The sequence below is a fragment of the Sphingopyxis sp. BE235 genome (assembly GCF_031457175.1).
Taxonomy (GTDB): domain Bacteria; phylum Pseudomonadota; class Alphaproteobacteria; order Sphingomonadales; family Sphingomonadaceae; genus Sphingopyxis.
Window position 1 is genome coordinate 62,500 of sequence record NZ_JAVDWC010000004.1, and the last position, 25,385, is coordinate 87,884.

At 65.7% G+C, this 25,385-nt stretch carries 19 protein-coding genes; 11 read left to right on the forward strand and 8 right to left on the reverse strand.

Annotation, left to right across the window (positions count from 1 at the left end):
• Positions 1 to 2 precede the first annotated feature (2 nt).
• The 8 genes from J2X38_RS16690 to J2X38_RS16725 all read left to right on the forward strand — a co-directional run bounded on the left by J2X38_RS16690 (position 3) and on the right by J2X38_RS16725 (position 9,120).
• Positions 3 to 1,076: a 5-(carboxyamino)imidazole ribonucleotide synthase gene (locus J2X38_RS16690; protein ID WP_310255616.1), complete on the forward strand. Its 1,074-nt coding sequence runs from the start codon at positions 3 to 5 to the stop codon at positions 1,074 to 1,076.
• Complete coding sequence (locus tag J2X38_RS16695) at positions 1,073 to 1,564, forward strand: dihydrofolate reductase (protein ID WP_310255618.1); 492 nt, start codon at positions 1,073 to 1,075, stop codon at positions 1,562 to 1,564. Before J2X38_RS16690 ends, J2X38_RS16695 begins: the two co-directional genes overlap by 4 nt.
• Positions 1,565 to 1,568: 4 nt before the next feature.
• Positions 1,569 to 2,765 carry a dipeptidase gene (locus J2X38_RS16700; RefSeq protein ID WP_310255620.1) on the forward strand — a complete coding sequence of 399 codons (1,197 nt, stop codon included), beginning with the start codon at positions 1,569 to 1,571 and terminating at the stop codon, positions 2,763 to 2,765.
• Complete coding sequence (locus tag J2X38_RS16705) at positions 2,762 to 3,691, forward strand: bifunctional riboflavin kinase/FAD synthetase (RefSeq protein ID WP_310255622.1); 930 nt, start codon at positions 2,762 to 2,764, stop codon at positions 3,689 to 3,691. The genes J2X38_RS16700 and J2X38_RS16705 overlap by 4 nt, the downstream gene beginning before the upstream one ends.
• A 177-nt stretch (positions 3,692 to 3,868) precedes the next feature.
• Positions 3,869 to 4,909, forward strand: a complete 1,041-nt coding sequence (locus J2X38_RS16710) for a glycerophosphodiester phosphodiesterase family protein (protein WP_310255624.1) — start codon at positions 3,869 to 3,871, stop codon at positions 4,907 to 4,909.
• A gap of 195 nt (positions 4,910 to 5,104) precedes the next feature.
• Positions 5,105 to 8,158 (forward strand): isoleucine--tRNA ligase, encoded by a 3,054-nt coding sequence (locus J2X38_RS16715; RefSeq protein ID WP_310255626.1) that lies wholly within the window; start codon positions 5,105 to 5,107, stop codon positions 8,156 to 8,158.
• On the forward strand, positions 8,155 to 8,676 hold the full coding sequence (gene lspA / locus J2X38_RS16720) for a signal peptidase II (protein WP_058537519.1): 522 nt from the start codon (positions 8,155 to 8,157) through the stop codon (positions 8,674 to 8,676). Before J2X38_RS16715 ends, lspA begins: the two co-directional genes overlap by 4 nt.
• 24 nt (positions 8,677 to 8,700) lie before the next feature.
• Positions 8,701 to 9,120: a DUF3035 domain-containing protein gene (locus J2X38_RS16725; RefSeq protein ID WP_310255628.1), complete on the forward strand. Its 420-nt coding sequence runs from the start codon at positions 8,701 to 8,703 to the stop codon at positions 9,118 to 9,120.
• A gap of 61 nt (positions 9,121 to 9,181) precedes the next feature.
• On the opposite strand, the gene J2X38_RS16730 is transcribed toward J2X38_RS16725, so the two are convergent.
• The 3 genes from J2X38_RS16730 to J2X38_RS16740 form a co-directional block, all read right to left on the reverse strand.
• Positions 9,182 to 9,850 (reverse strand): hypothetical protein, encoded by a 669-nt coding sequence (locus tag J2X38_RS16730; protein WP_310255630.1) that lies wholly within the window; start codon positions 9,848 to 9,850, stop codon positions 9,182 to 9,184.
• A gap of 32 nt (positions 9,851 to 9,882) precedes the next feature.
• Positions 9,883 to 11,811, reverse strand: coding sequence for a 1-deoxy-D-xylulose-5-phosphate synthase (gene dxs, locus J2X38_RS16735; RefSeq protein WP_310255632.1), 1,929 nt, complete (start codon positions 11,809 to 11,811; stop codon positions 9,883 to 9,885).
• Between the two features lie 87 nt (positions 11,812 to 11,898).
• Positions 11,899 to 12,132: a hypothetical protein gene (locus tag J2X38_RS16740; protein WP_137889768.1), complete on the reverse strand. Its 234-nt coding sequence runs from the start codon at positions 12,130 to 12,132 to the stop codon at positions 11,899 to 11,901.
• A 194-nt stretch (positions 12,133 to 12,326) separates the two neighbouring features.
• On the opposite strand from J2X38_RS16740, the gene J2X38_RS16745 reads away from it, so the two are divergent.
• The 3 genes from J2X38_RS16745 (at position 12,327) to J2X38_RS16755 (ending at position 15,902) form a co-directional block, all read left to right on the forward strand.
• The gene (locus J2X38_RS16745; RefSeq protein ID WP_310255634.1) at positions 12,327 to 13,355 is read left to right on the forward strand and encodes a MipA/OmpV family protein; all 1,029 of its coding nucleotides are present in this window, start codon (positions 12,327 to 12,329) and stop codon (positions 13,353 to 13,355) included.
• 148 nt (positions 13,356 to 13,503) lie between these two features.
• Complete coding sequence (locus tag J2X38_RS16750) at positions 13,504 to 14,313, forward strand: pyrroline-5-carboxylate reductase (protein ID WP_310256088.1); 810 nt, start codon at positions 13,504 to 13,506, stop codon at positions 14,311 to 14,313.
• Positions 14,314 to 14,324: 11 nt separating this feature from the next.
• Positions 14,325 to 15,902, forward strand: a complete 1,578-nt coding sequence (locus J2X38_RS16755; RefSeq protein WP_310255636.1) for an aldehyde dehydrogenase (NADP(+)) — start codon at positions 14,325 to 14,327, stop codon at positions 15,900 to 15,902.
• Positions 15,903 to 15,952: 50 nt separating this feature from the next.
• On the opposite strand, the gene J2X38_RS16760 is transcribed toward J2X38_RS16755, so the two are convergent.
• The 5 genes from J2X38_RS16760 to J2X38_RS16780 are packed head-to-tail and all read right to left on the reverse strand — an operon-like array spanning position 15,953 to position 25,299.
• Complete coding sequence (locus tag J2X38_RS16760; RefSeq protein WP_310255638.1) at positions 15,953 to 17,539, reverse strand: S10 family serine carboxypeptidase-like protein; 1,587 nt, start codon at positions 17,537 to 17,539, stop codon at positions 15,953 to 15,955.
• Between the two features lie 39 nt (positions 17,540 to 17,578).
• Positions 17,579 to 19,438, reverse strand: coding sequence for a DUF885 domain-containing protein (locus J2X38_RS16765; protein WP_405053466.1), 1,860 nt, complete (start codon positions 19,436 to 19,438; stop codon positions 17,579 to 17,581).
• Complete coding sequence (locus J2X38_RS16770; protein ID WP_310255642.1) at positions 19,390 to 21,138, reverse strand: DUF885 family protein; 1,749 nt, start codon at positions 21,136 to 21,138, stop codon at positions 19,390 to 19,392. The genes J2X38_RS16765 and J2X38_RS16770 overlap by 49 nt, the downstream gene beginning before the upstream one ends.
• 18 nt (positions 21,139 to 21,156) lie before the next feature.
• Complete coding sequence (locus tag J2X38_RS16775) at positions 21,157 to 22,869, reverse strand: gamma-glutamyltransferase (RefSeq protein ID WP_310255645.1); 1,713 nt, start codon at positions 22,867 to 22,869, stop codon at positions 21,157 to 21,159.
• A 39-nt stretch (positions 22,870 to 22,908) separates the two neighbouring features.
• Positions 22,909 to 25,299 (reverse strand): glycoside hydrolase family 127 protein, encoded by a 2,391-nt coding sequence (locus J2X38_RS16780; protein ID WP_310255648.1) that lies wholly within the window; start codon positions 25,297 to 25,299, stop codon positions 22,909 to 22,911.
• Positions 25,300 to 25,385: the final 86 nt, after the last annotated feature.

Below are 25,385 nucleotides of genomic sequence, written 5' to 3' on the forward strand. Positions count from 1 at the left end.
GCTTGCTGCCACCCGGTTCGACGATCGGCATTCTCGGCGGCGGCCAGCTCGGCCGCATGCTCGCCGTTGCGGCGGCGCAGCTCGGCTACAAGGTCCATATCTATGCCCCCGACGCGACAAGCGTCGCCGCCGAAGTCACCGCGCATCACAGCCAGGCCGCGTGGGACGACGAGCCGCGCCTCGCCGCTTTCGCCGCGGCGTGCGACGTCGTCACCTATGAATTCGAAAATGTACCCGTCGACACGGTGCGCTTTCTCTCGGGCCATGTCGCGGTGCACCCCGGCGCCGCCGGGCTTGAAATCGCACAGGACCGGCTGACCGAAAAGAATTTCGTCGCCGGGCTCGGCGGCCGCCCCGCGCCTTTCGCCGCGGTGCCCGACCGCCCATCGCTCGATGCCGCACTCGAACAGATCGGCGCACCCGCGATCCTGAAGACCGTGCGCATGGGCTATGACGGCAAGGGGCAGGCGCGCATCATGACCGCGGCCGACGCCGACGCCGCCTGGGACGGCATCGGCCGCCACGCCGCCGTGCTCGAAGGCTTCGTCGACTTCGACCATGAATTTTCGGTGCTGCTCGTGCGCGGCATCGACGGCGAGGTCCACTTCTGGGACTCGCCCGTCAATGTCCACGAAGGCGGCATCCTCGCGACCTCGACGCTGCCGCCGACGCAAGCGGTGCTCGACCAGCAGGACGAAGCGCGCGCGCTGATGGCAAAGATCGCCGAATCCCTCGACTATGTCGGCGTCCTCACCGGCGAGTTTTTCGCTACCGCCGACGGCCCCGTCTTCAACGAAATGGCGCCGCGCGTCCACAACAGCGGCCATTGGACGATCGAGGGCGCGGTGGTCAGCCAGTTCGAAAATCACATCCGTGCCGTCGCCGGCCTGCCGCTCGGCAGCACCGCCACCGCGGCGCTGCCGGTCGTAATGCACAATCTGATCGGCGGCGGGATCGAGACGGTGCCCGACCTGCTCACCGACCCCGCCTGCCATGTCCATCATTATGGCAAGGCCGAAGTCCGCGACGGCCGCAAGCTCGGCCATGCAACCTGGGTTGGAACTTCTCCCACATGAATCATCCCGAAATCACGCTGATCCTCGCGCGCGCATCGAACGGCGTGATCGGCGCGAATGGCAAGATGCCCTGGCACCTGCCCGCCGACCTTCGCCGCTTCAAGCAGGTCACGATGGGCCGCCCGATGATCATGGGGCGCAAGACCTTCGACAGCCTGCCCGCCATCCTCGAGGGCCGCCGCCACATCGTCCTCACCCGCGACCCCGAATGGCAGGACGAGGGCGCCGAGCCCGTGGCAACGATCGAGGAAGCGCTAAAGCTCGCCAACGCGCCGCATGTGATGGTGATCGGCGGCGCCGAAATCTATCGCCTCTTCCTCCCCCTCGCCGACCGCATCGAGCTGACCGAAGTCGCGCTCGAGCCCAAGGGCGACGCCGTGATCGACTATCCCGCCGCCGCCGACTGGAAAGAATCTGCTCGCGAGGATCACCCGGCCGACGACGCCGGCCGCCCGGCGTACAGCTTCGTCACGCTGACAAGGAAATAGGCCCATGCGTCGCTGGCTGATCGGCATATTGCTCGTTGTCGCGGTCGCCGCGCTCGCCTTCTTCGCCCTCGCCCCCGGCATGCTCGAGCGCGGGATGAACCAGATCGACGGCAAGCCGCTGCCGACGGTCAGCGAACGCGCGAAGGCACTGCACCGGACGCTGACGATCGTCGACCTCCACAGCGATACCTTGCTGTGGAAGCGCGATTTCCTCGACCGCGCCGACCGCGGCCATATGGACCTGCCGCGGCTCGAGGACGGCAACGTCGCGCTGCAAATCCTCGCGAGCACGACCAAGTCGCCGAAGGGCCAGAATTACGACGCGAACAGCGCCGAAACCGACAATATCACCAGCCTCGTGATCGCGCAGCTTCAGCCGGTGCGGACATGGAACTCGCTGCTCGAACGCTCGCTCTGGCACGCCGAAAAGCTCCACCGCGCGGTCGCTGCATCGAGCGGCAAGCTGCGCGCGGTTACCACGCCGGAAAATCTCGACGCCCTGCTCGCCGAACGCAGCGGTAAGGTGCCGCCGGTCGGCGCGATGCTCAGCATCGAGGGGCTGCACGGCCTCGAAGGCAATCTCGCGAATCTCGACACTCTCTACGCCGCCGGGTTTCGCATGGCGGGGCTCACCCATTTCTTCGACAATGATCTCGCGGGTTCGATGCACGGCCTCAAAAAGGGCGGGCTGACGCCGATCGGGCGGCAGGTTGTCGAAACGATGGAAGCGAAGGGCATGATCGTCGACATCGCGCATTGCTCGAACGCCTGTGTCGCCGACATTTTGAAGATCGCGCGGCGCCCGGTCGTGTCGAGCCATGGCGGGGTGCAGGCGACGTGCAAGGTCAACCGCAACCTCAGCGACGAGCAGATCAAGGGCGTTGCCGCGACCGGCGGGCTGATCGGCATCGGCTATTGGGACGCCGCGGTGTGCGACACCTCGCCCGCGAGCATCGCGAAGGCGATGAAGCATGTCCGCGACCTCGTCGGCATCCAGCACGTCGCGCTTGGCAGCGACTATGATGGCGCGACGACGGTGCGGTTCGACACGTCGAAGCTCGTGCAGGTCACGCAGGCGCTGATCGACGCGGGTTTCAGCGACGACGAAATCCGCGCCGCGATGGGCGGCAATGCGATCCGCGTGCTCAAGGCGGGGCTCGTGCCCCTGACGCCGCCCCTTCCCATTACAGCGGCCCCATGATCCGCCTCGACGGCCACCACCGCATCGACGCCCCCCTGCGCGACGGGGTGATCGCGCTCGGCAATTTCGACGGCTTCCACGCCGGGCATCAGGCGGTCGTCGGCCGCGCGGTGCGCCATGCGCAGGACGAGGGCCGCCCCGCGATCGTCGCGACCTTCGACCCGCATCCGGTGCGCTTCTTCAAACCCGACGTCCCGCCCTTCCGCCTGACCACGCTCGACCAAAGGCAGGAGCTGTTCGCCGCCGCGGGCGCCGACGCGATGCTCGTCCTGCCGTTCGATGCTACGCTCGCCGCGACGACCGCCGAGGATTTCATCACCGAGCTGCTGCTCGATCGCTACGGCGCCGCGGGGGTCGTGACCGGCGCTGATTTCGTCTTCGGCAAGGGCCGCGGCGGCAATGTCGTGACGCTCGCCGACCATGCCCGCCGCCTCGGCTTCTTCACCGAAATGGTCGCCCCCGTCGACGACGCCGAGGAAGTCGTCTCGTCGAGCCGCATCCGCGAAGCGCTGCAGGCGGGCGACTGCGCCGCCGCGACGCGCCTCCTCACCCGCCCCTTCACCGTGCGCAATGTCGTCCAGCACGGTGACAAGAACGGCCGCCTGCTCGGCTTCCCGACCGCGAACCTCGAAATGGGGCAGTATCTGCGCCCGCGTTACGGCATCTACGCCGTCACCGGAAAACTCCCCGACGGTCGCATCCTCAAGGGCGCCGCAAACCTCGGCATCCGCCCGAGCTTCGACCCGCCCAAGGAGCTGCTCGAACCGCATTTCTTCGACTTCGCCGAAGACCTCTACGGGCAGGAAATCGACGTCGCCTTCCATGCCTTCATCCGGCCGGAAGCGAAGTTCGACAGCATGGACACGCTGATGGCGCAAATCGCGGCGGATTGCGACGAGGCGAAGCGGTTGCTGGCGGAAATTTGACCCCTCTCCCCTTGCGGTAGAGGGTTGTGCAGCCTTGGCAGCTTGCTGCCTAGGCGCAGCTGGGAGAGGGGGCAGCCTCCTATCGATAAGGCAGCCCCCTCTCCCGTTGCGACTAGCGAGCAAGCTCGCAAGTCTCACGCCCTCTCCCGCAAGGGGAGAGGGAATCAGGGGGGAATGATGACCGACAGCGAAGACTGGGCGGCCGCGCTCGAGGGCCCGAAGAAAAAGCCGATGAAACGGCGGACGAAGATCCTGCTCTGGATCTTCGCCGCCATCGTCGGCTGGTTCACCCTCAGCAACGCAAGCTGGCTCGCCCCCGACGCGCAAGGCAAGCGCGTGCTGATCGCGCATCGCGGCGTGTCGCAGCTGTTCGATCACAACGGCATCACCGACGAGAGCTGCACCGCGACGCGCATCAATGCGCCCGAACATGACTATATCGAAAACAGCCTGCCCTCGATGAAGGCGGCGATCGGCCGCGACGCGGGCATGGTCAAGTTCGACGTCGCGGCCACGAAGGACGGACAGGTCGCGGTCTTCCACGACTGGACGCTCGATTGCCGCACCGACGGCAAGGGCGAGATCCGCGACCACACGATGGCCGAATTGAAGGCGCTCGATATCGGCTATGGCTATACAGCCGACGGCGGCCAGACCTATCCCCTGCGCGGCAAGGGCGTCGGCCTGATGCCCAGCCTCGACGAAGTGCTCGCCGCGCTCGGCCACGCCTCGCTGCTGATCAACTTCAAGTCGCGCGATCCGAAGGAGGCCGAGCTTGTCCTCGCCGCCTTCGCGCGCGCCGGCATCGACCCCGACGATCCGCGCTTCGGCTTTTTCGGCAACGCGCGCCTGATGGACGTGATCCGCGCCAAGGCGCCCAGGGCGTGGACGATGGACCCCGACGCGGCCAAGCGCTGCACGACCGATTATATCAAATATGGCTGGTCGGGCTGGTATCCGCCAAGCTGCGCCGGGGGCACGATCATGGTGCCGCTGAACTATCAATGGGCCTATTGGGGCTGGCCCGACCGCCTGCAGGACCGCGCCGCAAAACATGGCACGCGCGTCCTTCTCACCGGCCCGCGCGGCGATGAAAAAAGCGGCATGGGGCTGTCCGAGGTCGGTCAACTGACCAAGGTGCCCGCCAGCTTCACCGGCTATGTGTGGATCGACGACATCTATAATCTCGGCCCCGCGCTGCGTCCGCGGCAGAAGTGAAAACCCTCTCCCCTTGGGGGAGAGGGCAGCGAGACTTGCGAGCTCGCTCGCTAGTCGCAGCGGGTGAGGGTCCAGCAACGCCGCATACCCTCACCCAGCTCCAGCTAGGCAGCAGGCTGCCAAGCTTCCACATCCCTCTCCCCCGAGGGGAGAGGAAGGTTTGCGCGCACGCGAATCTGCGCTAAGCGGCCGCGCATGACCGAGAGCACGCCCGCCGCCGAACAGCGCGATTACCGCGACACCGTCTTCCTGCCCAAGACCGACTTCCCGATGAAGGCCGGCCTGCCGCAGAAGGAGCCGCAGATTCTCGCCAAATGGATCGAGGGCAATCTGGAAGGGCAGATTCGCGAAAGCCGCAAGGGCCGCGACCAGTTCATCCTCCACGACGGCCCGCCCTATGCCAATGGCGACATGCACATCGGCCATGCGCTCAACCATATCCTGAAGGACATGGTCGTCCGCACCCAGACGCTGAAGGGCAAGGACGCACCCTACGTCCCCGGCTGGGACTGCCACGGCCTGCCGATCGAGTGGAAGGTCGAGGAGCAATATCGCAAGAAAAAGCTCAACAAGGACGAGGTTCCGGTCGAGGAATTCCGCGCCGAATGCCGCGCCTATGCGCAGCATTGGGTCGACACCCAGCGCGAACAGCTGAAGCGCCTCGGCATCGGCGGCGACTGGGACCATCCGTACCTGACGATGGACTATGAGGCCGAGGCCACCATCGTGCGCGAACTGCTCAAATTCGCCGCCAACGACATGCTCTATCGCGGCGCGAAGCCGGTGATGTGGTCGCCGGTCGAAAAGACCGCGCTCGCCGAGGCCGAGATCGAATATGAGGATATCGTCTCGACGCAGATTGATGTCGCGTTCGAGATCGTCGAAAGCCCCAATTCCGAATTATTGACGGATTTGGCGAAGCGCGGTTTTGCAGTCAGCGCGGTGATCTGGACAACCACGCCTTGGACGATTCCCGTCAACCAGGCCCTCGCCTTCAACCCCGACATCACCTACGCGATCTTGGAACCGATCGTTGATGTGCCTGCCACTGACGAAGTTACACGTAATGCATTCCTTGCCCGTTTAGAGCAACTCGGCATTCTGACAAACGGCAAGCGCCTGTATCTTGTCGCAAAGGATTTGGCGCGGGATTTTGCCGTTCGGGTAACGAAGCAGGTACACGAAATCGGGCGCAACGAGTTCGGTTTGGATATGACCGGCAAACTTTGGGATCCAGACTTTGGACCGGAATCCGAAGTAAAAGGTTCCGACCTCGCCGGCACCATCGCCCGCCACCCGATGCACGCGCTCGGCGGCTTCTTCGCGCGCCCGCGCCCGTTCCTCGCGGGCGATTTCGTCACCACCGACAGCGGCACCGGGCTCGTCCATATGTCGCCCGATCATGGCGAGGACGACTTCGACCTCTGCAAGGCGAACGGCATCGACCCCGTGTTCGCAGTCGAGGGCGACGGAAAATATCGCGAAGACTGGGGCTGGCTCGCCGGTCAGGGTTCGGTGATCAACGCCAAGTTCAACGCCCCCGACGGCCCGATCTGCACCGACCTCAAGGAAGCCGGCGGCCTCCTCGCCGCTTCGGCCGACTATAAGCACAGCTACCCGCACAGCTGGCGCTCGAAGGCCAAGGTGATTTATCGCTGCACCCCGCAATGGTTCGTGCCGATGGACAAGGTGATGACGCACATCGAGCCCAAGACCCCGCGCGAAAAGCGCTGGGAGAATGAGGGCGGCGCGATCAATCCGCACGAGGAAGATCTCTGCGACGCGCCGACCTTGCGGCAGGCGGCGATGCAGGCGATCGACGACACGCGCTTCGTCCCCGCCAAGGGCCGCAACCGCATCGGTTCGATGGTCGAGGGGCGCCCCGACTGGGTGCTCAGCCGCCAGCGCGCTTGGGGCGTGCCGATCACTTTGTTCGTCGACCGCAAGACCGGCCATTATCTGAACGACCCGATCGTGAACGACCGCATCGTCGCGGCGGTGAAGGCGGGCGGCGTCGATGCATGGAACGACGCGCGCGCGCAGGAATATCTGGGCGACGCTTATGATGCGGCGAACTACGAACGCATCGTCGACATTCTCGACGTCTGGTTCGATTCGGGCTGCACCCACGCCTTCGTGCTCGAAAGCGGCAAATGGCCCGCGCTCGTCCGCCACGACGGCAGCACGCACAGCGCCGACCTCTATCTCGAAGGCAGCGACCAGCATCGCGGCTGGTTCCAGTCGTCGCTGCTGGAGTCCTGCGGCACGCGCGGACAGGCGCCGTACAAGGCGGTGCTGACGCACGGCTTCACGATGGACAGCAAGGGCTTCAAACAGTCGAAGTCGCTCGGCAACACGACCGATCCCGTAAAGGTGATGGAAACCAACGGCGCCGACATCATCCGCCTGTGGGCGCTGTCGGTCGACTTCACCGAGGACCACCGCATCGGCGACGAGATCCTGAAGGGCGTCGCCGACCAGTATCGCAAGCTGCGCAACACCTTCCGCTACCTGCTCGGCGCGCTCGACGGCTTTACCGATGAGGAACGCGTCACCGACGTTTCGGCGATGCCCGAGCTGGAGCGTTACATGCTCAGCCTGCTCGCCGACCTCGACGCGAAGATGCATCGGGCGGTCGATGATTTCGACTTCAACGGCTACACGCGCCTGCTGGCCGATTTCTGCAACGAGGATCTGTCGGCCTTCTATTTCGACATCCGCAAGGACGTCCTCTACTGCGACCTCGGCCCCGCCGCGCCGCTCGGCACCGACACCCGCCGCGCGTACCGCAGCGTGCTCGACACGCTGTTCCACGCGCTCGTCCGCTACGCGACCCCGGTGCTGGTGTTCACCGCCGAGGAAGTGTGGGGCACGCGTTATCCCGATGCGGGCAGCGTGCATCTGCTCGAATGGCCGACGGTCGACGCCGCATGGAACGACGCCGCGCTCGCGAGCAAATGGGCGAACGTCCGCACCCAGCGCGAAGCGGTGACCGAGGCGATCGAACCCTATCGCCGCGAAAAGACGATCCGGTCGAGCCTTGAGGCCGAAGTCACGATCCCCGATCCGACGCTCGATCCCGCCGCGCTCGAGGAAATCTTCATCGTGTCGGTCGCCCGCGCCGGCGACGAACTGGCGGTCACCCGCACCGAAAACCACAAATGCGGCCGCTGCTGGCGCCACCTGCCCGAGGTCGAGGCCGACGGCAGCTTGTGCAATCGCTGCGACACGGTATTGACCGCGGCATGAGCAGCTCACGTTCGCCCCACCTGCGCTTCGGCCTGATCTTTGCCGCGGCCGCCTTCATCCTCGACCAGATCACCAAATGGGTCGTCACCGTCCCGCTGTCGCTGGAACCGAAGGGACAGATCGAGCTCGCGAGCTTCTTCAACCTGACCTGGGCCGAAAATTGCGGGATTTCGCTGTCGATGTTCGCCAGCTGCACCGATACGACGCGCTGGACGCTCGTCGCGGTGACGGGGCTCGTCGCCGCGGCGGTCGCCTTCTGGATGACGCGCGAACAGGCGAAGGGCGATGTGATCGCGCTCGCGATGATCCTCGGCGGCGCGCTCGGCAATATCGTCGACCGCGTCCGCTTCGGCTATGTCGTCGACTTCGCCGACCTGCATTTCGGCGATTTTCGCCCCTTCATGATCTTCAACGTCGCCGATGCGTGCATCACGCTCGGTGTGCTTTTGCTGGTTGCGCGCGCGCTGCTCTTGGGCGAAAAGGCCCCAGCCGCTGACGGTCAGCCGTCCGCCGAATAAACGGGGCGCATAGGAGTTATTACAGTGAACCGGACCACCGCCATCCTGGCCGCCTCGATTCTTGCCACGACGCTTTCGGCCTGCGGGTCGAACAGCCTGTTCAGCCGCGACCGTCCCGACGAAATGATGGTGTCGCGTCAGGCGCCGCTCGTCGTGCCGCCTGATTTCGCGCTGACCCCGCCGGCCCCCGGCACCGCGCGCCCCGGCGGCGAAACGACCGCCGAACAGACGCTGCGCGCCCTCTTCGGCGGCCCGTCGGCGCGTAGCGCGAGCGAAACGCAGATCATCGGCAGCGCCGACGGCGCGCGCGCCGATCCGGGCATCCGCAGCCAGGTCGGCAGCCCCGACACGCAGGTGGTCGACAAGGGCCTCGTCGTCCGCGACATCCTCGCCGCCCCCGAAGGCGACGGCCGCGACGCATCGGCGGCGATCCCGACCGCCTGAACGGCCCTTTCGACCGATGATGAGGACGGCCCGGCATAACCGGGCCGTTTTCTTGTCCGGCTCAGCTGAACAGGTTCGACAGCAGCAGCACCGCGACAATGCTTTCGACCATCGCGCGCGACGCCTGGCCAAAGGCGCGCAGCCGGCTGCACTTCAGATGCTGGACGAACCACGCGGTCTGCAGGGTGCCGAACCACAGCAGCGCGGCAAGCGCCAGCACCACACCGGTGACCAGCGACCATGTATGCGCCAGCCGGATTAATATCGTGGCGGCGCCGAACAGGATCGCGAGCAACGCGATAACATAACATTGGCTGTAGAAGGGAGCGCGTAGCGTTTGGCGCGTGAGTTCGACCTTTCGCGCGCGAACCAACCGCGTCGCCATCAACACCGCGAACAGGCTGTAGGTCACGATGCGCAGCATGATCAGGTCGGTGTTGGTGCTGACCAGCGCGGACAGGCCGATCTTGCTCGTCACCACCGCTTCGGTGCCGACCAGCGCGAGTTCTGCGGCGTGGACGATGATCAGCGACAGCAGCAGGAACAGCGGCGGCGACAGCGTGTCGGTATATTGCTGGTCCTCGGTATCGCGCTGCTCGAGGTCCGAATAATCCATCATCTTCAAGGGGTGGACGAGCGTCCGCCACAGCGTGATCGGATAAAAGACCAGCCACGACATAACCTCGTAGAGAAGCTCGTCGAGCGATTGCAGGAGGTTGAAGAAGTTCATGCCGCCCCGTGCCCCCCGGCTTGCTTATCGGCTCAAGCGCGCGCGCCCGCTTCCTCGACGCCCGCGCTGTTGTGGCGCAGCGCCTTCAGCACGCAATCGACGATCTGCGGCGCATTCAGCCCCGCCGCGTCATATTGCAGCTCGGGCTTGTCCTGGTCCTGAAAGATGTCGGGCAGGCGCATCGTGCGCAGCTTCAGCCCCGCATCGATCAGCCCCTCGTCGCTCGCGAGCGTCAGCACATGCGCGCCCAGACCGCCGACGCTGCCTTCCTCGACCGTCACGCACACCTCATGGCCGCTAAGTGCCTTGCGGATCAGCTCCTCATCGAGCGGCTTGGCGAAGCGGAGGTCGATCACGCTCGTCGACAGCCCGCGCGCCTCCAGCGTGTCGGCCGCCTTCAGCGCCTCGGCGAGCCGGGTGCCGAGCGACAGGATCGCGACGGTCTTGCCGCTCCGCACGACGCGCCCCTTGCCGATCGCGAGCTTCTCGGGAACCGCGGGCAGCGCCACGCCGGTGCCATTGCCGCGCGGATAGCGGAAGGCGATCGGGCCATCGTCATATTCGGCGGCCGTGTATGTCATATGGACGAGTTCGGCCTCGTCGGCCGCCGCCATCACCACCATGTTCGGCAAGGTCGCCAGATAGGTGACGTCGAACGAGCCCGCATGCGTCGAGCCGTCGGCCCCGACGAGTCCCGCGCGGTCGATCGCGAAGCGCACCGGCAGATTCTGGATCGCGACATCGTGCACGACCTGGTCGTAGGCGCGCTGGAGGAAGGTCGAATAGATCGCCGCGAACGGCCGCATCCCCTGCGCCGCGAGCCCCGCAGCAAAGGTCACCGCATGCTGCTCGGCAATGCCCACGTCGAAGGTGCGTCCGGGATGCGCCTTCGCGAATTTGTCGACCCCCGTCCCCGACGGCATCGCGGCGGTGATCGCGACGATGCGCTTGTCGGTGTCGGCAAGCTTCGCGAGCGTCTCGCCGAACACATTCTGGTACGCGGGCGGTCCCGGCGGCGCCTTCGCCTGTTCGCCGGTGATCACGTCGAATTTCTGGACGCCATGATATTTGTCGGCGGCCGCCTCGGCGGGGGCGTAACCCTTGCCCTTCATCGTCACCGCGTGGATCAGCACCGGGCCATGGTCGCTGTCGCGCACATTTTCGAGCACCGGGATCAGATGCTCGAGATTATGCCCGTCGATCGGCCCGACATAATAAAAGCCGAGCTCTTCGAAGAGCGTCCCGCCCATCGCCATGCCGCGCGCATATTCGTCGGTCTTTTTCGCCGCCTTGTGCAGCGGCTCGGGCAGCTTGCGCGCAAAGCGCCGCGCGATCTCGCGCAGCTCGATGAACGGCCGCGACGATACGAGCTTGGCGAGATAGGCCGAAAGCCCGCCCACCGGCGGCGCGATCGACATGTCGTTGTCGTTGAGGATCACGATCAGCCGGTTGCCCGCCGCGGCGGCGTTGTTCATCGCCTCATAGGCCATGCCCGCCGACATCGACCCGTCGCCGATCACCGCGATCGCGCGGCCGGGTTCGTCTTTCAGCTTGTTCGCGATCGCAAAGCCCAATGCGGCGCTGATCGAGGTCGACGAATGCGCCGCACCGAACGGGTCGTACTCGCTTTCGCTGCGCTTGGTGAAGCCCGACAGCCCGCCGCCGGTGCGCAAGGTGCGGATGCGGTCGCGGCGCCCGGTGATGATCTTGTGCGGATAGCATTGATGCCCGACGTCCCACACGATCTTGTCGCGCGGCGTGTCGAACACATAGTGGAGCGCGGTCGTCAGCTCGACGACACCCAGCCCTGATCCCAGATGCCCGCCCGTTGTGCCGACGGCCGAGATCATCTCGGCGCGCAGCTCGTCGGCGAACTGGCGGAGGTCTTCGGGCTTCAGCTTGCGGAGGTCGGCGGGGACATCCACCGTGTCGAGCAGCGGCGTATGCGGACGATCGGTCATGTCGTCGTCATAAAGCCAAGCGCATGGGGTGTCGAACGAAAAGGGATCGAGGCGGCAGCCGATCCTCCGCCCTGCGAGCGCGGCGGATCAATCTTCGCCCTCCCCCTCCTCGCGCGCCTTCGCGGCATCGACCTGCGCATAAAGCCCGCGCACCATCAGGTCGGTGAACACTAGCATCACCCCGACCATGCCGAGGAAAAGCGCGACCGCAACCGCGGGCAGCGGGCCGACGCTTTCGACGCCTTCCTTCTTCATCACCGCCGCGAGCACCGCCGCGGCGGCCATGAAAGCATAGCCGATGAAACGCGGCACGCGGCTCATGATACGCGCTCCCGCCGGGTATCGGCCGCGGAACCAATGGCGATGCGGAGGAATATGAAAGCGGCGAAGAGGCGTTGGTTCATGAAAGGCACATGCGATCAAATGCATCCTTCGGCAAGACGAAGCCGTTGCAATGGCGGATTGTTTACTTACACCCCCGTAAGGACGGGCAAGACCATAGGATATTTGAGCGGATGACCATCGCCGATTTGAGACTGTTCTTCCGCATCGGCCCGCCGGCGCGCATCGTCCCGCTTCTTGCCGCCTGCGCGCTCACCGCACCCGCCGCCGCCGAAGAGGCGCCGCTGCCCTATGAGATAACCGCCACGCCCCCCGACACCGGCCTCGCGACCGGAATCGAGGAAGAACCCGCGCGCTACCTCCAAAACACCGATATCGACGAGAATATCCTGCTCCCCGGCGCGCGGCCCGACGACGACGATGAAGATTCGGATCGCAAATGGTCGCGCAACTATATCGCCGTCGCGGCGGGCGTGCTGAACTCGGCCGACTATAATGGCTCGGACGACCGCCGCTTTCTGCCGGCCTTTTACGTCCGCGGCCGGTACGAGGGCTTTTCCTTCTCGACCCGCGGCACCAATTTCCAGGTCGACCTGATCCGCCATCGCCGCGGCCAGAAGATCGACTGGAAGTTCGGTCCGATCATCAGCCTGCGCGGCGACCGCACCGGCAGCGTCAAGGATCCGCAGGTCGACCTGCTCCCCGACCGCAAAATGGCGGTCGAGGCCGGCTTCTTCACGGGCGTCACCAAAACCGGCGTGATCACCAGCGCCTATGATCAGCTCGGCTTCCGCTTCGTCGCGACGAAGGACATATCGGGCAAACACGGCAGCTGGACCGCTTCGCCGACGATCGATTACGGCACGCCGCTGTCGAAACGCGCCTATATTGGCGTGTCGGCGTCGGTGAACTTCTACGGCAAGGGCTTCGGCCGCTATTATTACGACATCGACCCGCTGGGCAGCGCCGCGAGCGGCCTCCCCGTCTATACCGGCGCGGGTCGCAAGGCGACCGCGGGCAAATATACGCTCGGCGTGGCGGGCGCCTATGGACTGTCGGGCGATCTTCGCAAGGGCTTCGTGCTGCTCGGCGGCGCACAATATGGCCGCCTCCTCTCGCGCTTCGCCGATTCGCCAATCGTGAAGGACGCCGGCAGCGCCGACCAGTGGGTCTTCGGCGGGGGTTTGGCTTACCAGTTCTGAGCCCGACGGCAAGCCGGCTGCCCAGCGATGACTTGACCAAAATCGTATACGATGTACTAAGGCGCTCCTCTACAATATCGTCGCGGAGACGCCTTTCTTGCCCTCGGATTCTCAGGATATTCTGCGCGGAGTGCGGCCCGCCAGCGTCATGCTGGTCGGTTGCGGCAATATGGGTGGCGCGATGCTCGCCGGCTGGCTGCAGAGCGGCGTGCCGGCCTCGTCAATAACGGTCGTCGATCCTTCGCTCGCGGCGGCGCCGGAAGGGGTGCGGCTGTTCGGCTCGGTCCCGACCGGGCTCGCCCCGCCCGCGGTGCTGGTCCTCGCCGTGAAGCCGCAGAAACTTGCAGAGATCGCACCATCGCTCGCGGAACTGGCGGCACCCGGCACCATGTTGATTTCGGTGCTCGCGGCGGTCGAGTTAGCGACGCTGCGATATCATTTTCGGGCGGCCGGGCCGCTGGTGCGTGCGGTGCCCAATCTTCCCGCGGCGATCGGGCGCGGAGTCACCGCGCTCGCGGGCGACGGCGTGGATGGGGCGTCACGGGCGCTGGCCGAAACCCTTTTTGCTCCGCTCGGCATCGTGGAATGGATGAGCGACGAGCGCCTTTGCGCCATTGCGACGACGGTTTCGGGCGCGACTCCCGCCTTTTTCTTCCGGATCGCCGATGCGATGGCGTTCGCTGCGGAGGCTCAGGGGCTAAGCCGCGAACAAGCGCTTCGGTTGATTGCCGAGACGATGGCCGGATCGGCGGCGATGCTGGCCGAGGCCGGAGCCGACCCCGCCGACATGGCACGCCGCGTTGCAAGCCCGGGGGGCGTGACGCACGCCGGCCTCAGGGTCCTCGACGAAGACGACACGCTCACCCGGTTGATGGGCGACACCATCGCCGCATCGGCGGCGCGCAACGACGAAATGACCCGGGCCTTCCGGCCGCAGACTCTCCCCCAGGAACAATGAAGGACGCCAAAATGATAGCTGGTTCGATTTTCGTCGGCGCGGCCGAAGACAGTGCAACCGAGACCTTCCTCGCGGTCGATCCTTCGACCGGACAGACGATCGAACCGCCGTTTGGCGCCGCGGACGCGAGCCATGTCGACCGTGCCTGTGCGCTCGCCGATGCCGCCTTTGCCAGCTTTTCCGAAACCACGCTCGAAGCGCGGGCGGCGTTTCTCGAAGCCATTGCCGACGGCATTGCCGCGATCGGCGACGATCTGATCGAACGCGCAATGGCCGAGAGCGGCCTGCCGCGCGCAAGGCTCGAGGGCGAGCGCGGCCGCACGATGGGGCAGCTGCGCATGTTCGCCGCCTTTGTCCGCGCCGGCGACTGGCTGCACGCGACGATCGATCCCGCCTTGCCCGATCGCGCGCCGTTGCCGCGGCCCGACCTCCGCCGCCGGCACATTGCGCTCGGCCCCGTCGCGGTGTTCGGTGCGAGCAACTTCCCGCTCGCCTTCTCGGTCGCCGGCGGCGACACCGCTTCGGCGTTCGCCGCGGGCTGCCCGGTCGTGGTCAAGGGTCACCCCGCGCATCCCGGCACGGGCGAGCTTGTCGCACGCGCGATCCGCGCGGCGGTCGCGAGCTCGGGGCTCCACGAAGGCGTCTTCTCCTATCTGCCCGGCCCGTCGAACGCGCTCGGCGGCGCGCTCGTCGCCGATCCGCGGATCAAGGCCGTGGGTTTCACCGGTTCGCGCGGCGGCGGGCTCGCGCTGATGCAGATCGCCGCGACACGCACTGAGCCGATCCCGGTTTATGCCGAAATGAGCAGCATCAATCCGGTCATCCTTTTCCCCGCCGCGCTCGGGAACCGGGCGGAGGCGCTCGGCGAGGCGTTCGCCCAGTCGCTGACGATGGGCGCCGGCCAATTCTGCACCAACCCCGGCCTGCTGATCGCGCTCGACAGCCCCGATCTCGACCGCTTCGCCGCCGCGGCGGGCGCTGCGCTGTCGGCCATTGCCCCTGCGACGATGCTCACGCCGGGTATCCACAAAAGCTTCGAGAGCGGTGTCGATGCCCTCGAACGTCATTCGGCGACGCGGCTTGTCGCGCGCGGGGCCGAAGGGCCGGGCGCTTGCGCGGCACGCGGTGCGCTGTTCATCACCGACGCCGAGGGTTTCCGCGCCGACGCCGCGCTCGGCCACGAAGTCTTCGGCTCATCGTCGGTGATCGTCCGCTGCCGCGACATCGACGAGGTCGCGGCGCTGGTCGCGGGACTCGAGGGCCAGCTCACCGCGACGCTCCAGATCGACGCCGACGACGAGCCGCTGGCGGCACGGCTGCTGCCGCTGATCGAGCGCAAGGTCGGGCGCATTCTCGCCAATGGCTGGCCGACGGGCGTCGAGGTTTGCCATGCGATGGTCCATGGCGGCCCGTACCCGGCGACATCGGACGGACGGAGCACCTCGGTCGGTACGCTGGCGATCGAACGCTTCCTGCGGCCCGTCAGCTATCAGAATTTGCCCGAAAGCCTGCTCCCGGCGGCGCTGAAGCCGGCCAATCCGTTGGGCATCGCGCGCCGTATCGACGGTGCGCTTGTTTTGGGCGATTGATAAGGCAGCGCTCGCGTCCGGCGGTGGGCGCGAGCGCTGCCTCCCCCCGTTCAGTTGCCTACGGCCGCGCTGTCATAGAAGGCGTCGAGGTCGCGCTTGAACTGCCCGATGACTGCCGGGTTGATGTAAACCATGTGGCCCGATTCATAATAATGATAGGTCAGGTTCTGACGCAGCGACGGGTCGATCTGCATATGCTTCAGATCATATTCGGCGCCGAAAAAGGGCGTCGCCATGTCGTAATAGCCGTTGAGTGACAGCACTTTCAGATAGGGATTCTGGCGCATCGCGGCCGACAGGTCGAGCGCGGTGTTGGCAAGCGCCATCTGCGCGCCGCCCTGCCGTCCGCCGGGCGCGCGGTGGCGCTGGTCCCAATTGCCGCCGCCGATCTTGACGTAATAATTGGGACGGTAGCTGAGCTTGGTCTTATAGCCGAGCGTGCCGAACAGATATTTGTTGAGCGCGCCGACATAGGGTCCGCTGATCGCGGCGTCGGTGGTGTCGAACTCGGGGCCTTCGCCCGCCGCATCGACGTCGATCCCGATGAAACGCGAATCGAGCCGGCCGACGGTGCGCTTCTGGTCACGCATCAACTCCTTGCGGAACCGCGACAGTTCAACGCGCAGGTCGGCGTCGAGGATATATTTGACCGGCAGACCCGTATAGGCGCTCATCTGCTGCGCGACGGCACTCCGTTCCTCGTCGCTAAGGTCGGACCCCTTGGCGAGTGCCGCCGCATAGGGTCCCGTCGTCCATTGCCGCACTTCGGTCAGGAAGGGTTCGAGCGCCGCAGGCTTGTTAGCCAGCCGATTGTGATACCAGGCGGTCGCGGCATAGCTTGGCAGATAGGTGAGGTAGATCTGGTCGTAGCCCGGCTGGCGTACGCCATAGTTCAGGATCGACGACAGCAGCACGACGCCGTTCATCTGCACCCCGCGCTGCTGCAGCGCATAGACCAGCCCCGCGCCGCGCAGCGTGCCATAGCTTTCGCCGAACAGGAATTTCGGGCTGTCCCAGCGGTCGTTGAGCGTGAGGTAGCGCATGATACCGCGCGAGAAGGCGTCGATATCCTGATCGACCCCCCAGAATTCGGGGCCCTTCGACTTGCCGATCGGGCGCGACAGGCCGGTGCCGATCGCGTCGAGGAAGACGATGTCGGTCTTGTCGAGCATCGTCTCGGGATTGCTCCGGATGCGATAGGGTGCGGGAGCGGTGCTGCCCGCGTTCGGCGTTTCGACGAGCACGGGGCCGATCGATCCCATGTGCAGCCACATGCTCGACGAGCCCGGCCCGCCGTTGAAGGTGAAGGTCACCGGGCGCGGCGCCGAACCCTTCGGCCGGTCGGCGACATAGGCGACGTAGAACATGCTCGCGACCGCCTCGCCATCGTCGTCGCGGATTGTGAGTGTGCCGGGGGTCGCGGTATAGGCGATCGTCCGGCCCTTCACCGTCACGCTGCCGCGTTTCGGCTGCGCGTCCTCCTCGGCACTGGCACGCGCGATATCCTCTTCGGGTTCGTTCGCGTCGGCCTTGGCGCTTTCGCTCTTGCCGGTTTCGGCTTTCTTTTCCTGCGCGGCGGCGGGCAGCGCGAGTGCCGCGGCCAGCGCGACAAGGATCGGATAGCGGTTGATACGCATGGATCTCTCCTGGGAATATTATGTCGGGGGGGAAGGAAATCAGGGGGCGGCGGCGGTCGGACCTTCGCCGCCATCGGCGATGAATTTTTCAAGCTGCTGTTCGAGCACCGGAAGCGGCACCGACCCCAGGGCGAGGAAGGTGTCGTGGAACTTGCGCTGGTCGAACTTCGGCCCGAGCTTTGCCTCGGCGTCGGCGCGCAGCCGGCGGATCGTGATCTCGCCCAGCTTGTAAGCGAGCGCCTGTCCGGGCCAGCTGATATAGCGGTCGATCTCGGTCTCGACGTCATGCTGCGCGAGCGCGGTGTGGCTCGCGAGATAGTCGATCGCCTTCTCGCGGCTCCAGCCATAATGATGGACGCCGGTGTCGACGACGAGCCGCGAGGCGCGCCACATCTCGAACGAAAGCCGCCCGAAATCTTCATAGGGCGTGCGATAAATGCCCATCTTGGTGCCGAGCCATTCGGTGTAGAGTCCCCAGCCCTCGCCATAGCCCGAGAAATAGGTCTGGCGGCGGAAGGCCGGCCATTTCACCGTCTCGAGCGCGACCGCGGCCTGGAAGCTGTGCCCGGGAACGCATTCGTGGAGCGTCAGCGCGGGGATCTGGTACAGCGGCCGCGACGGCAGATCATAGGTGTTCATCAGGCACGCATCGAGCCCGCCGCGCCCTGCGGTATAGGTCGGCGCGATCGCGTCGGGCACCGGCAGGATGGTGAAGCGGTAGCGCGGCAGGAAGCCGATCGTATATTTGAGCTGGCCGTCGGCGCGCTTGGCGACAAGCGCCGAGAAGGCGAGAAGCTCCTCGGGGGTCTTCGCATAAAATTGCGGGTCGGTGCGCAGGAACTGGATGAACGCCGCAAGGTCACCTTTGAACCCCGCCTTCTCCTTCACCTGCTCCATCTCGGCAGTGATCCGCGCGACTTCCTTGAGGCCGATTTCGTGGATCTGTTCGGCGGTCAGCGCGGTGGTCGTATATTCGCGGATCTGCGCCTGATAAAAGGCCTTGCCGTCGGGCATCGCCTCGGCCGCCAGCGTCGTGCGCGCCTTGGGCAGATACTCTTGCTTGAAGAAGGTCAGCAGCTTGGCGTAGGCGGGCGCCACCGTCCCCGCGACCACCTGCCGGGCTTCGGCGCGCAGCCGCTCCTGATCCGCTGCCGGGATCGTCGAAGGCATCTTGGCGAAGGCGCTGTAGAAGGGGTTTTTCGCCGGGTCGGTGTCAACATAGGCGGCGATCGTTGCGTCGCGTCCTTCGAGCGAGGCGCGCGGCACGCTGAAGCCGCGCTTCAGCCCCGCGCGCATATTGACGATCTGCTCGTCGAAATAGCGCGGGATGTCGCGCATGCGGCCGATGTAGCGTTGATATTCCTCAAGCGACGGCCAGGCGTCGCGCGCACTCAGCCCCGACCAGAACTGGCTGTCGGCGTTGAACGGCATTTCCCACATCCGGTACTTGCCCTCGGCGACGAAGGCCTCGAGGCTGGTGCGCAGCACCGCGGCATTGATCTTCTCATTCTCGGACAATTGATCGACCGGAATCGCGTCGAGCGCGGCGAGCGTCTTTTGCCAATAGGCCTGCCGCGCCGCCTGCGTCGCCGCATCGACGCGCGGCAGATGGTCGGCCGACGCGGTGAAGGGCGGGTCACCGATGCGCCGGGCGAATTCCTTCTGCCGCCAGGCCCACTCGGCCTCGTACAGCTCGCGAAGCCGGGCGTCGGCGCTTCCCGGCGTGGCCGCCGCGGCCGAAGGGGCAGCCGCGGCTTGTGCCTCTGCCGCCGCAGGCGCGAGCGGCAGGAGGGCGAGGGTCGAAAGCAGGATCGTGCGGGTGAGCAATTTGCGTCTCCTTGTCGGAAGAATCAGGCGGCGGGTTCGGGATTGGGGTTCTTGCCCCCGCCCGCGATCCATTCGTCGAGCACGCGCTCGAGCGTCGGCAGCGGCACCGACCCGAGCCCGAGCAGCGTGTCGTGGAACCAGCGCTGGTCGAAACTGGCACCGAGTTTCGCTTCGGCCTCGGCACGCTTGCGGCGGATCAGCATCTCGCCGAGCTTGTACGCGAGCGCTTGGCCCGGATCGTTGATGTAACGATCGACCTCGATCGTGATCTCGTGATCCGACAGCGCTGTGTGCGCCTTCATGAAATCGAGCGCCTGCTGGCGCGTCCAGCCCTTGTGATGCAGCCCGGTGTCGACGACGAGCCGCGCCGCGCGCCACATCTCGTACGTCTCGCGCCCGAACTCGTCATAGGGCGTTTCGTAGAGCCCCATCTGGATGCCGAGCCATTCGGTGTAGAGCCCCCAGCCTTCGCCATAGCCCGAGAAATAGGTCGTCCGACGGATCTGCGGCCGGTCGGGCGCCTCCAGCGCGAGCGCCGCCTGAAAGCTATGCCCCGGTGCGCATTCGTGCGCGGTCAAAGGCGGGATCGTATAGAGCGGCCGCGCGGGGAGGTTATAGGTGTTCATCAGGCAGCTCTCGAGCCCCCCGTTGCCGCCGGTCGCGAAGGGCGCGATATTGTCGGGGGTCTGGCGGATCGTGAAGCGATAGCGCGGCAGATGGCCGACGAGGAATTTGAGCTGGCCGTTGATCCGGTTCGCGACATAGGCTGATTTCGCCATCAGCTCGTACGGCGATTTCGCGGTGAACTGCGGGTCGGTCTTCAGGAAATGGAGGAAGCCGGCGAAATCGCCCGTCCATCCCGCCTTCTTCATCGTCGCCTGCATGTCGGCGTCGATCCGCGCGACCTCCTTGGTCCCGATTTCATGGATCTGCTCGGGTGTCAGGTCGAGCGTCGTATATTGGCGAATCTTCGCGGCATAATAGGCCTTGCCGTCGGGCAGCGCTTCGCCCGCGATCGCGGTGCGCGCCTTGGGGATATATTCGTCGCGGACGAAGGCGCGCAGCTTTGCGAACGCCGGTGCCGCAGCAGCGACCGCAGCGCGGCCCTCGGCTACCAAAGCCGTGCGTTCGGTTTCGGGGATGCTGCCGGGCATTGCAGCGAAGCTGGTGAACAGCGGGTTCTTGTCGACATCGGCCGACGCCAGCGGTTCGATCGGCGCGTCACGGCCGGCTAGCGAGACCTGCGGCTTGGTGAAGCCGCGCTTGAGCCCTGCGCGCATGTTGACGATCTGCTGATCGACATAACGCGGCATATCGCCGAGCCGCTTGATATAATTGCGATAGGCGTCGGCGTTCGGCAGCCCGCCGCGCGGCGCGATCCACGTCCAGAAAAAGAACGGATCCTCATATTCGCGGTATTTCTGCTCGACCCCGAACTCTTCGAGTGCGGTCTTGAACACCTCGGCGTTGATCCGCTCTTCGGGCGACAGCTGGTCGAACGGGATCTTGTTGAGCTCGGCCAGCGTATTGTTCCAATAGGCGGCGCGGCGCGCCTGGCTTGCGGCATCGACGCTCGGAAAGCGGTCGCTGCCGTCGCGGTCGCCGTCCGGGTCGAGCGCGAGCTCCTGCGTGCGCCATTTCCACTCGGCATCGTAAAGCGCCTTCAGCCGCGCGTCTGCCGACTGTGAGGCCAATTGCGGAGCTTGCGCGAAAGCGGGAGCGCCGAGGGCGATGGCCGAGACGGCCAGCAGTGCGGGAGCGAGATATCGCATCGAAATTTCTCCTGTTGATCAGTAACCGGCCGCGAGGCCGGCGCGGCGAGGATCGGCGACGCCGGTCAGGCTGCCGTCGGGATTGCGCTGGATCGCCTGGATCGATCCGAAGTGCCAATTATAGGGGGCGGTCGGACGGACATTGACTCCGTATCGGGTCTTGAGTTCGTCGCGCACCGCCTGCGTCACGCGGCTTTCGACCACCATCGGCACGCCCGCCTGCGACCCCTGGAAACGCGGCGCGTCGACCGCCTGTTCGAGCGGCATGCCATAACCGAGCAGGTTGATCAGCGTGATCGTCACCGCGCGCGACGACAGGCCGGGCGAGCCGATCGTCATCCATGGCTTGCCGTCTTTGGCGATCATCGTCGGCGGGAAGGGCGAGATCACGCGGCGGCCAGGTCCGGCAGTGTTGCCGGGGAAATTATTGCCGCTGTTCATCGCGATCCCGTCGACGACCATGCCGGTCGCGAAGGTGCTGCCGTAGACCGAGTGGGTGACCGAGGCCATATTCCCCTGCGCATCGACCGCGACGAGATGGTTGGTGTCGGTCGAGTGGCGGTCGTGGCTATCGAAGGACGCCGCGAGTTCGAGCGCGCTTCCCGGCGTGGCTGCGGCTTGCGGCGATGTCGTGGCCGGCTTGGGCAGGCTCGCGGTCACCTGCGCCGCAAAGCGCTTCGCATTGTCTTTCGACAGCAACATCTCGGTCGGGACATCATAGCTCAGCGGATCGCGCACGAACTCATCGGTCGCGGTCTCGGCGAAGCCGAAGGCGCGGCGGATCAGTTCGAGCGCCTCGGCCGACTGCGCATAATGCGGGCGCGCTTTGAGGTCGTAATTCTCGACGACGTTGAGCACCATCGAGATCAAAGTCCCCGCGGTCGACGGCGGCGGCGCGCCGATGACCTCGTAACCATTATAGGTCGAACGCAGCGGCGTTTCCCAGCGCGCCTTGTACCCCGCAAGCTCCTCGGCGGTCAGCCCCCCGCCCGTCGCGCGCACCGCGGCGACGAAGCGCTGCGCCCATTCGCCGGTGTAGATGTAAGATGGCCCCTCGGCGGAAATGCGGCGCATCGCCTGCGCCAGCCGCGGATGCTTCACGATCGTGCCGACCGGGGGCACATAGCCGTCGGGCAGATATTCCTCGCGCCCCGAAGGGTAAGCGGAAAGCCGCGTCAGCGCCGCCTCGGCGAGCTCGCCATAGAGGAAGCTATACATCGGGTAGCCATCGTCGGCGAGCTTGATCGCGGGGGCGAAATAATCGCCCCATTTGAGCGTGCCGAAGCGGTCCGCCGCCGCCTTCAGCCCCGCGACCGTGCCCGGAATGCCGATGCGCTTGCCCGACGTGTCGGGCAGTCGCTCGCCGCCGCCGCCGGTATATTGCGCCCAGCCGCCGCCGACCTGTGCGTCCTTGGTATGATCGAGCTCGGCGTCGAGATAATGATATTCGCGGGTCTTGGCGTCATAATAGAGGATCGAGACGCCGCCCGCGAGGGTCGTCATCTGCGGTTCGATCACCGCCTGCATCGGCACCGCGGTCAGCACGGCGTCGAGCGCGGTGCCGCCTTTCTTCATCACCTCGACCATCGCCTTGGTCACGGTGGGGTTCGACGAGGACGCCATCGCCGACTTGGCGTGGACCGCGGGCTTCGCGCCCTGTTCCTGCGCGAGCGTGGGCTGCGCGAATATCACAAGCCCGAGCGTGACCAGCAATCGATAGCGTCTATCCATTTTTGCGACCCCCTGTTTCATTGTCGGATTAGCCGTGCGTCAAACCGTCCCTTTGGCTGTTTCGGGGGCTGAAGCGGGCGTGAAGATGCGGACGCCGAAAACGGGGCCGCAGCGTGTGGTGTCGTTGGCGGGCTGGAAGCGGACCATGACGCTGTCCTTGCCGCGGGTCAGGTCGGCCGGGATCGGATAATCGATCGTGAAAAATTCGCCGGGGTGTCCCCCATCGAGTGCCTGCGTCGCGATCTTCGTTCCGTCGATGAGGATGTCGAACAGCTTGTTCCGCTCTTCGCCCCAATAGGCCGCCTGCAGCACCAGCGGCCCCGGACGCACCTTCGCTCTATATTCGAAAAAGCCGAAGGTCCGGGCATCGCGCCCGTGGCGCCCGCGATAGGTGACGGCATAGCTGTTCTTGGCGGTCAGCCCATGGTCGCGCTCGGGCTGCATCTCGCCCAAATTCATCACATCGACCGACCGGCGCGCGAGATCCTGCTGGCGCGCATGCTCGGCGGCAAAGGCGACCTGCTCGCGCGCCCAGCCGGCGTCGTCGAAGCTTTTGAAATAGACCGCGGTGCGGCGATCGCGCTGCTGGTAAAAGGGTGCGAAGCTGAGGTCGGCGGGCCGCGCGATGCCGGTCGTACGGAAACGACCTGCCGCGGCATCGACCGGCGCAAAGCCCGCGAGCAGATCGGCCGCGACGAGCGCGGGAGCGGGCCCCTCGAACGGCTGGTCGGCGGGGCCGAGGTCGGCGGCGAGTACGACGGGGCCGTGGAGCAACGCGACGGTCGCCGGATCGTCGTTCGCGGCTTCGGTGCGCAGCCGCATCGGCAGCGTCAGCGCGATCCGGTCGCCCTTCGCCCAGCGGCGGCGGATCACCGCATAATCGCCAGAGGTTCCCGCGGGCACGGATTTGCCGTTCACCGTCAGCGCCGCGCCCTCGCACCAGCCGGGAATTCGCAGCGCGACGGCAAAATCGCGTGAGCGGCCCAGCGTCTCGAGCGTGAGATCGACCCGATCGCCGAACGGGTAGGCGGTCTCCATCCGGAATCCCGCGCCCTGGCTTTCCCATGTCGCGGTCGAGGCGATGTAGAGGTTCACGAGCAGCGTATCGCCGCTCTGCCACCACACCGAATCGCCATGCTTGGCGTGGCTTTCCATTCCCGACCCGACGCAGCACCAGAAATCGTCGAAGGGTTTCGAAAATCTACGCGCCGACCCCGACATCAACGGCACCATATAGGCGAACATGCCCGTCGCCGGGTCCTGATGCGCGAGGATATGGTTGGTGTGCGCGCGCTCATAATAATCGAACAGCCGCGCCTCGGGCCGCCAGCCATAGAGGTGGCGGGTGAGCTTGAGCATATTATAGCTGTTGCAGCTTTCGCACGTCTGCTCGGTGATATGTTTCGAGATCGTCCGCGGCGCCGGGAAATATTCGCGGTCGGCATTGCCGCCGATGACGTAGGAATAGTCGCGGATCACCGTTTCCCAGAAGAAGCGCGCCGCCGCCGCGTCGCCCGCCTTGCCGGTCAGCTCGTGCAGCCGCGCGAGGCCGATGATTTTCGGGATCTGGGTGTTGGCATGGATCCACGGCAGCGAATCCGTGCCCTCGCTGAGCGGGTCGAGTATCTTGCGGTGCCGCAGCCGCTCGGCGAGGCGCATCCAGCGCGGGTCTTTCGTTCGCGCGTGCAGCTCGGCAAAGCTCTCGTTGATCCCGCCATGCTCGCAATCGAGTATCTGCTGGACCTGATCGTCGTTCAACGCTGCGAACACGCCATCGATATAGGTGCCGAGCCCGACCGCGACGGGTAGCGCCTTCGCATTGCCGCAAAGCTCCTGCGCGTCGAACAATCCGGCGAACAATTTGTGCCAGTTGTAAAAGGGCACCCAGCAGCCGTTGAGGTCGAACCCCATCGAACGGATGTCGCCGCGCGTCAGCTCGGCGAAGATCGTCTTGCCGTCCTCGACGACATCGCCGCGCTTGCGCGTGAAACCCGCGACATAGCCGTCGCCATGCGCCGCCTGCGCCGCGGCGAGTTCGCTCACGATATAATCGACGCGCGTCTTGCATTCCTCGTCGCCCGTTTGCGCGTACATCAGCGACAAGGCGGTCAGATAATGGCCGAGGCTGTGCCCGGCAATGGTATCGCTTTCCCACCCGCCATAGACCGCACCCTTGGGTTCGAGTCCCGCGCTGGCGCGAAAATTATGAAGCAGGCGGTCGGGTTCGAGTGCGTGGAGATAGCGACGATTGCCTTCGATCGCCTCAAGCCAGGGCGATTCGAGCAGGCGGACTGCCGACAGGGGCAGCGGTTTGGCTGGCCCGAAAGTCGTGGTCGAAACGGGCGCGGCGCGGGCGAAAACAGGGACAAGCGCGGCGGCTGCGGCGCCCGCGAGCAGGGTGCGGCGATCGACGTGCCATATTTGCATCATGCTCCCCTGAGACTTCGCTCGCCTTGGCAACAGCATATTATATAGTATACGAATTTAGCAAGCGGCTATAATGCCCCTTGGAACAT

What these genes read in the sequence shown, in the direction of transcription:
- lspA (WP_058537519.1), top strand. Translation starts at nt 8,155, where the DNA reads ATGAGCAGCTCACGTTCGCCCCACCTGCGCTTCGGCCTGATCTTTGCC.
- J2X38_RS16710 (WP_310255624.1), top strand. Translation starts at nt 3,869, where the DNA reads ATGACCGACAGCGAAGACTGGGCGGCCGCGCTCGAGGGCCCGAAGAAA.
- J2X38_RS16770 (WP_310255642.1), bottom strand. Translation starts at nt 21,138, where the DNA reads ATGCGATATCTCGCTCCCGCACTGCTGGCCGTCTCGGCCATCGCCCTC.
- J2X38_RS16705 (WP_310255622.1), top strand. Translation starts at nt 2,762, where the DNA reads ATGATCCGCCTCGACGGCCACCACCGCATCGACGCCCCCCTGCGCGAC.
- J2X38_RS16695 (WP_310255618.1), top strand. Translation starts at nt 1,073, where the DNA reads ATGAATCATCCCGAAATCACGCTGATCCTCGCGCGCGCATCGAACGGC.
- dxs (WP_310255632.1), bottom strand. Translation starts at nt 11,811, where the DNA reads ATGACCGATCGTCCGCATACGCCGCTGCTCGACACGGTGGATGTCCCC.
- J2X38_RS16730 (WP_310255630.1), bottom strand. Translation starts at nt 9,850, where the DNA reads ATGAACTTCTTCAACCTCCTGCAATCGCTCGACGAGCTTCTCTACGAG.
- J2X38_RS16775 (WP_310255645.1), bottom strand. Translation starts at nt 22,869, where the DNA reads ATGGATAGACGCTATCGATTGCTGGTCACGCTCGGGCTTGTGATATTC.
- J2X38_RS16750 (WP_310256088.1), top strand. Translation starts at nt 13,504, where the DNA reads ATGCTGGTCGGTTGCGGCAATATGGGTGGCGCGATGCTCGCCGGCTGG.
- J2X38_RS16740 (WP_137889768.1), bottom strand. Translation starts at nt 12,132, where the DNA reads ATGAGCCGCGTGCCGCGTTTCATCGGCTATGCTTTCATGGCCGCCGCG.
- J2X38_RS16765 (WP_405053466.1), bottom strand. Translation starts at nt 19,438, where the DNA reads ATGGATCGCGGGCGGGGGCAAGAACCCCAATCCCGAACCCGCCGCCTG.
- J2X38_RS16700 (WP_310255620.1), top strand. Translation starts at nt 1,569, where the DNA reads ATGCGTCGCTGGCTGATCGGCATATTGCTCGTTGTCGCGGTCGCCGCG.
- J2X38_RS16715 (WP_310255626.1), top strand. Translation starts at nt 5,105, where the DNA reads ATGACCGAGAGCACGCCCGCCGCCGAACAGCGCGATTACCGCGACACC.
- J2X38_RS16745 (WP_310255634.1), top strand. Translation starts at nt 12,327, where the DNA reads ATGACCATCGCCGATTTGAGACTGTTCTTCCGCATCGGCCCGCCGGCG.
- J2X38_RS16755 (WP_310255636.1), top strand. Translation starts at nt 14,325, where the DNA reads ATGATAGCTGGTTCGATTTTCGTCGGCGCGGCCGAAGACAGTGCAACC.
- J2X38_RS16780 (WP_310255648.1), bottom strand. Translation starts at nt 25,299, where the DNA reads ATGATGCAAATATGGCACGTCGATCGCCGCACCCTGCTCGCGGGCGCC.
- J2X38_RS16760 (WP_310255638.1), bottom strand. Translation starts at nt 17,539, where the DNA reads ATGCGTATCAACCGCTATCCGATCCTTGTCGCGCTGGCCGCGGCACTC.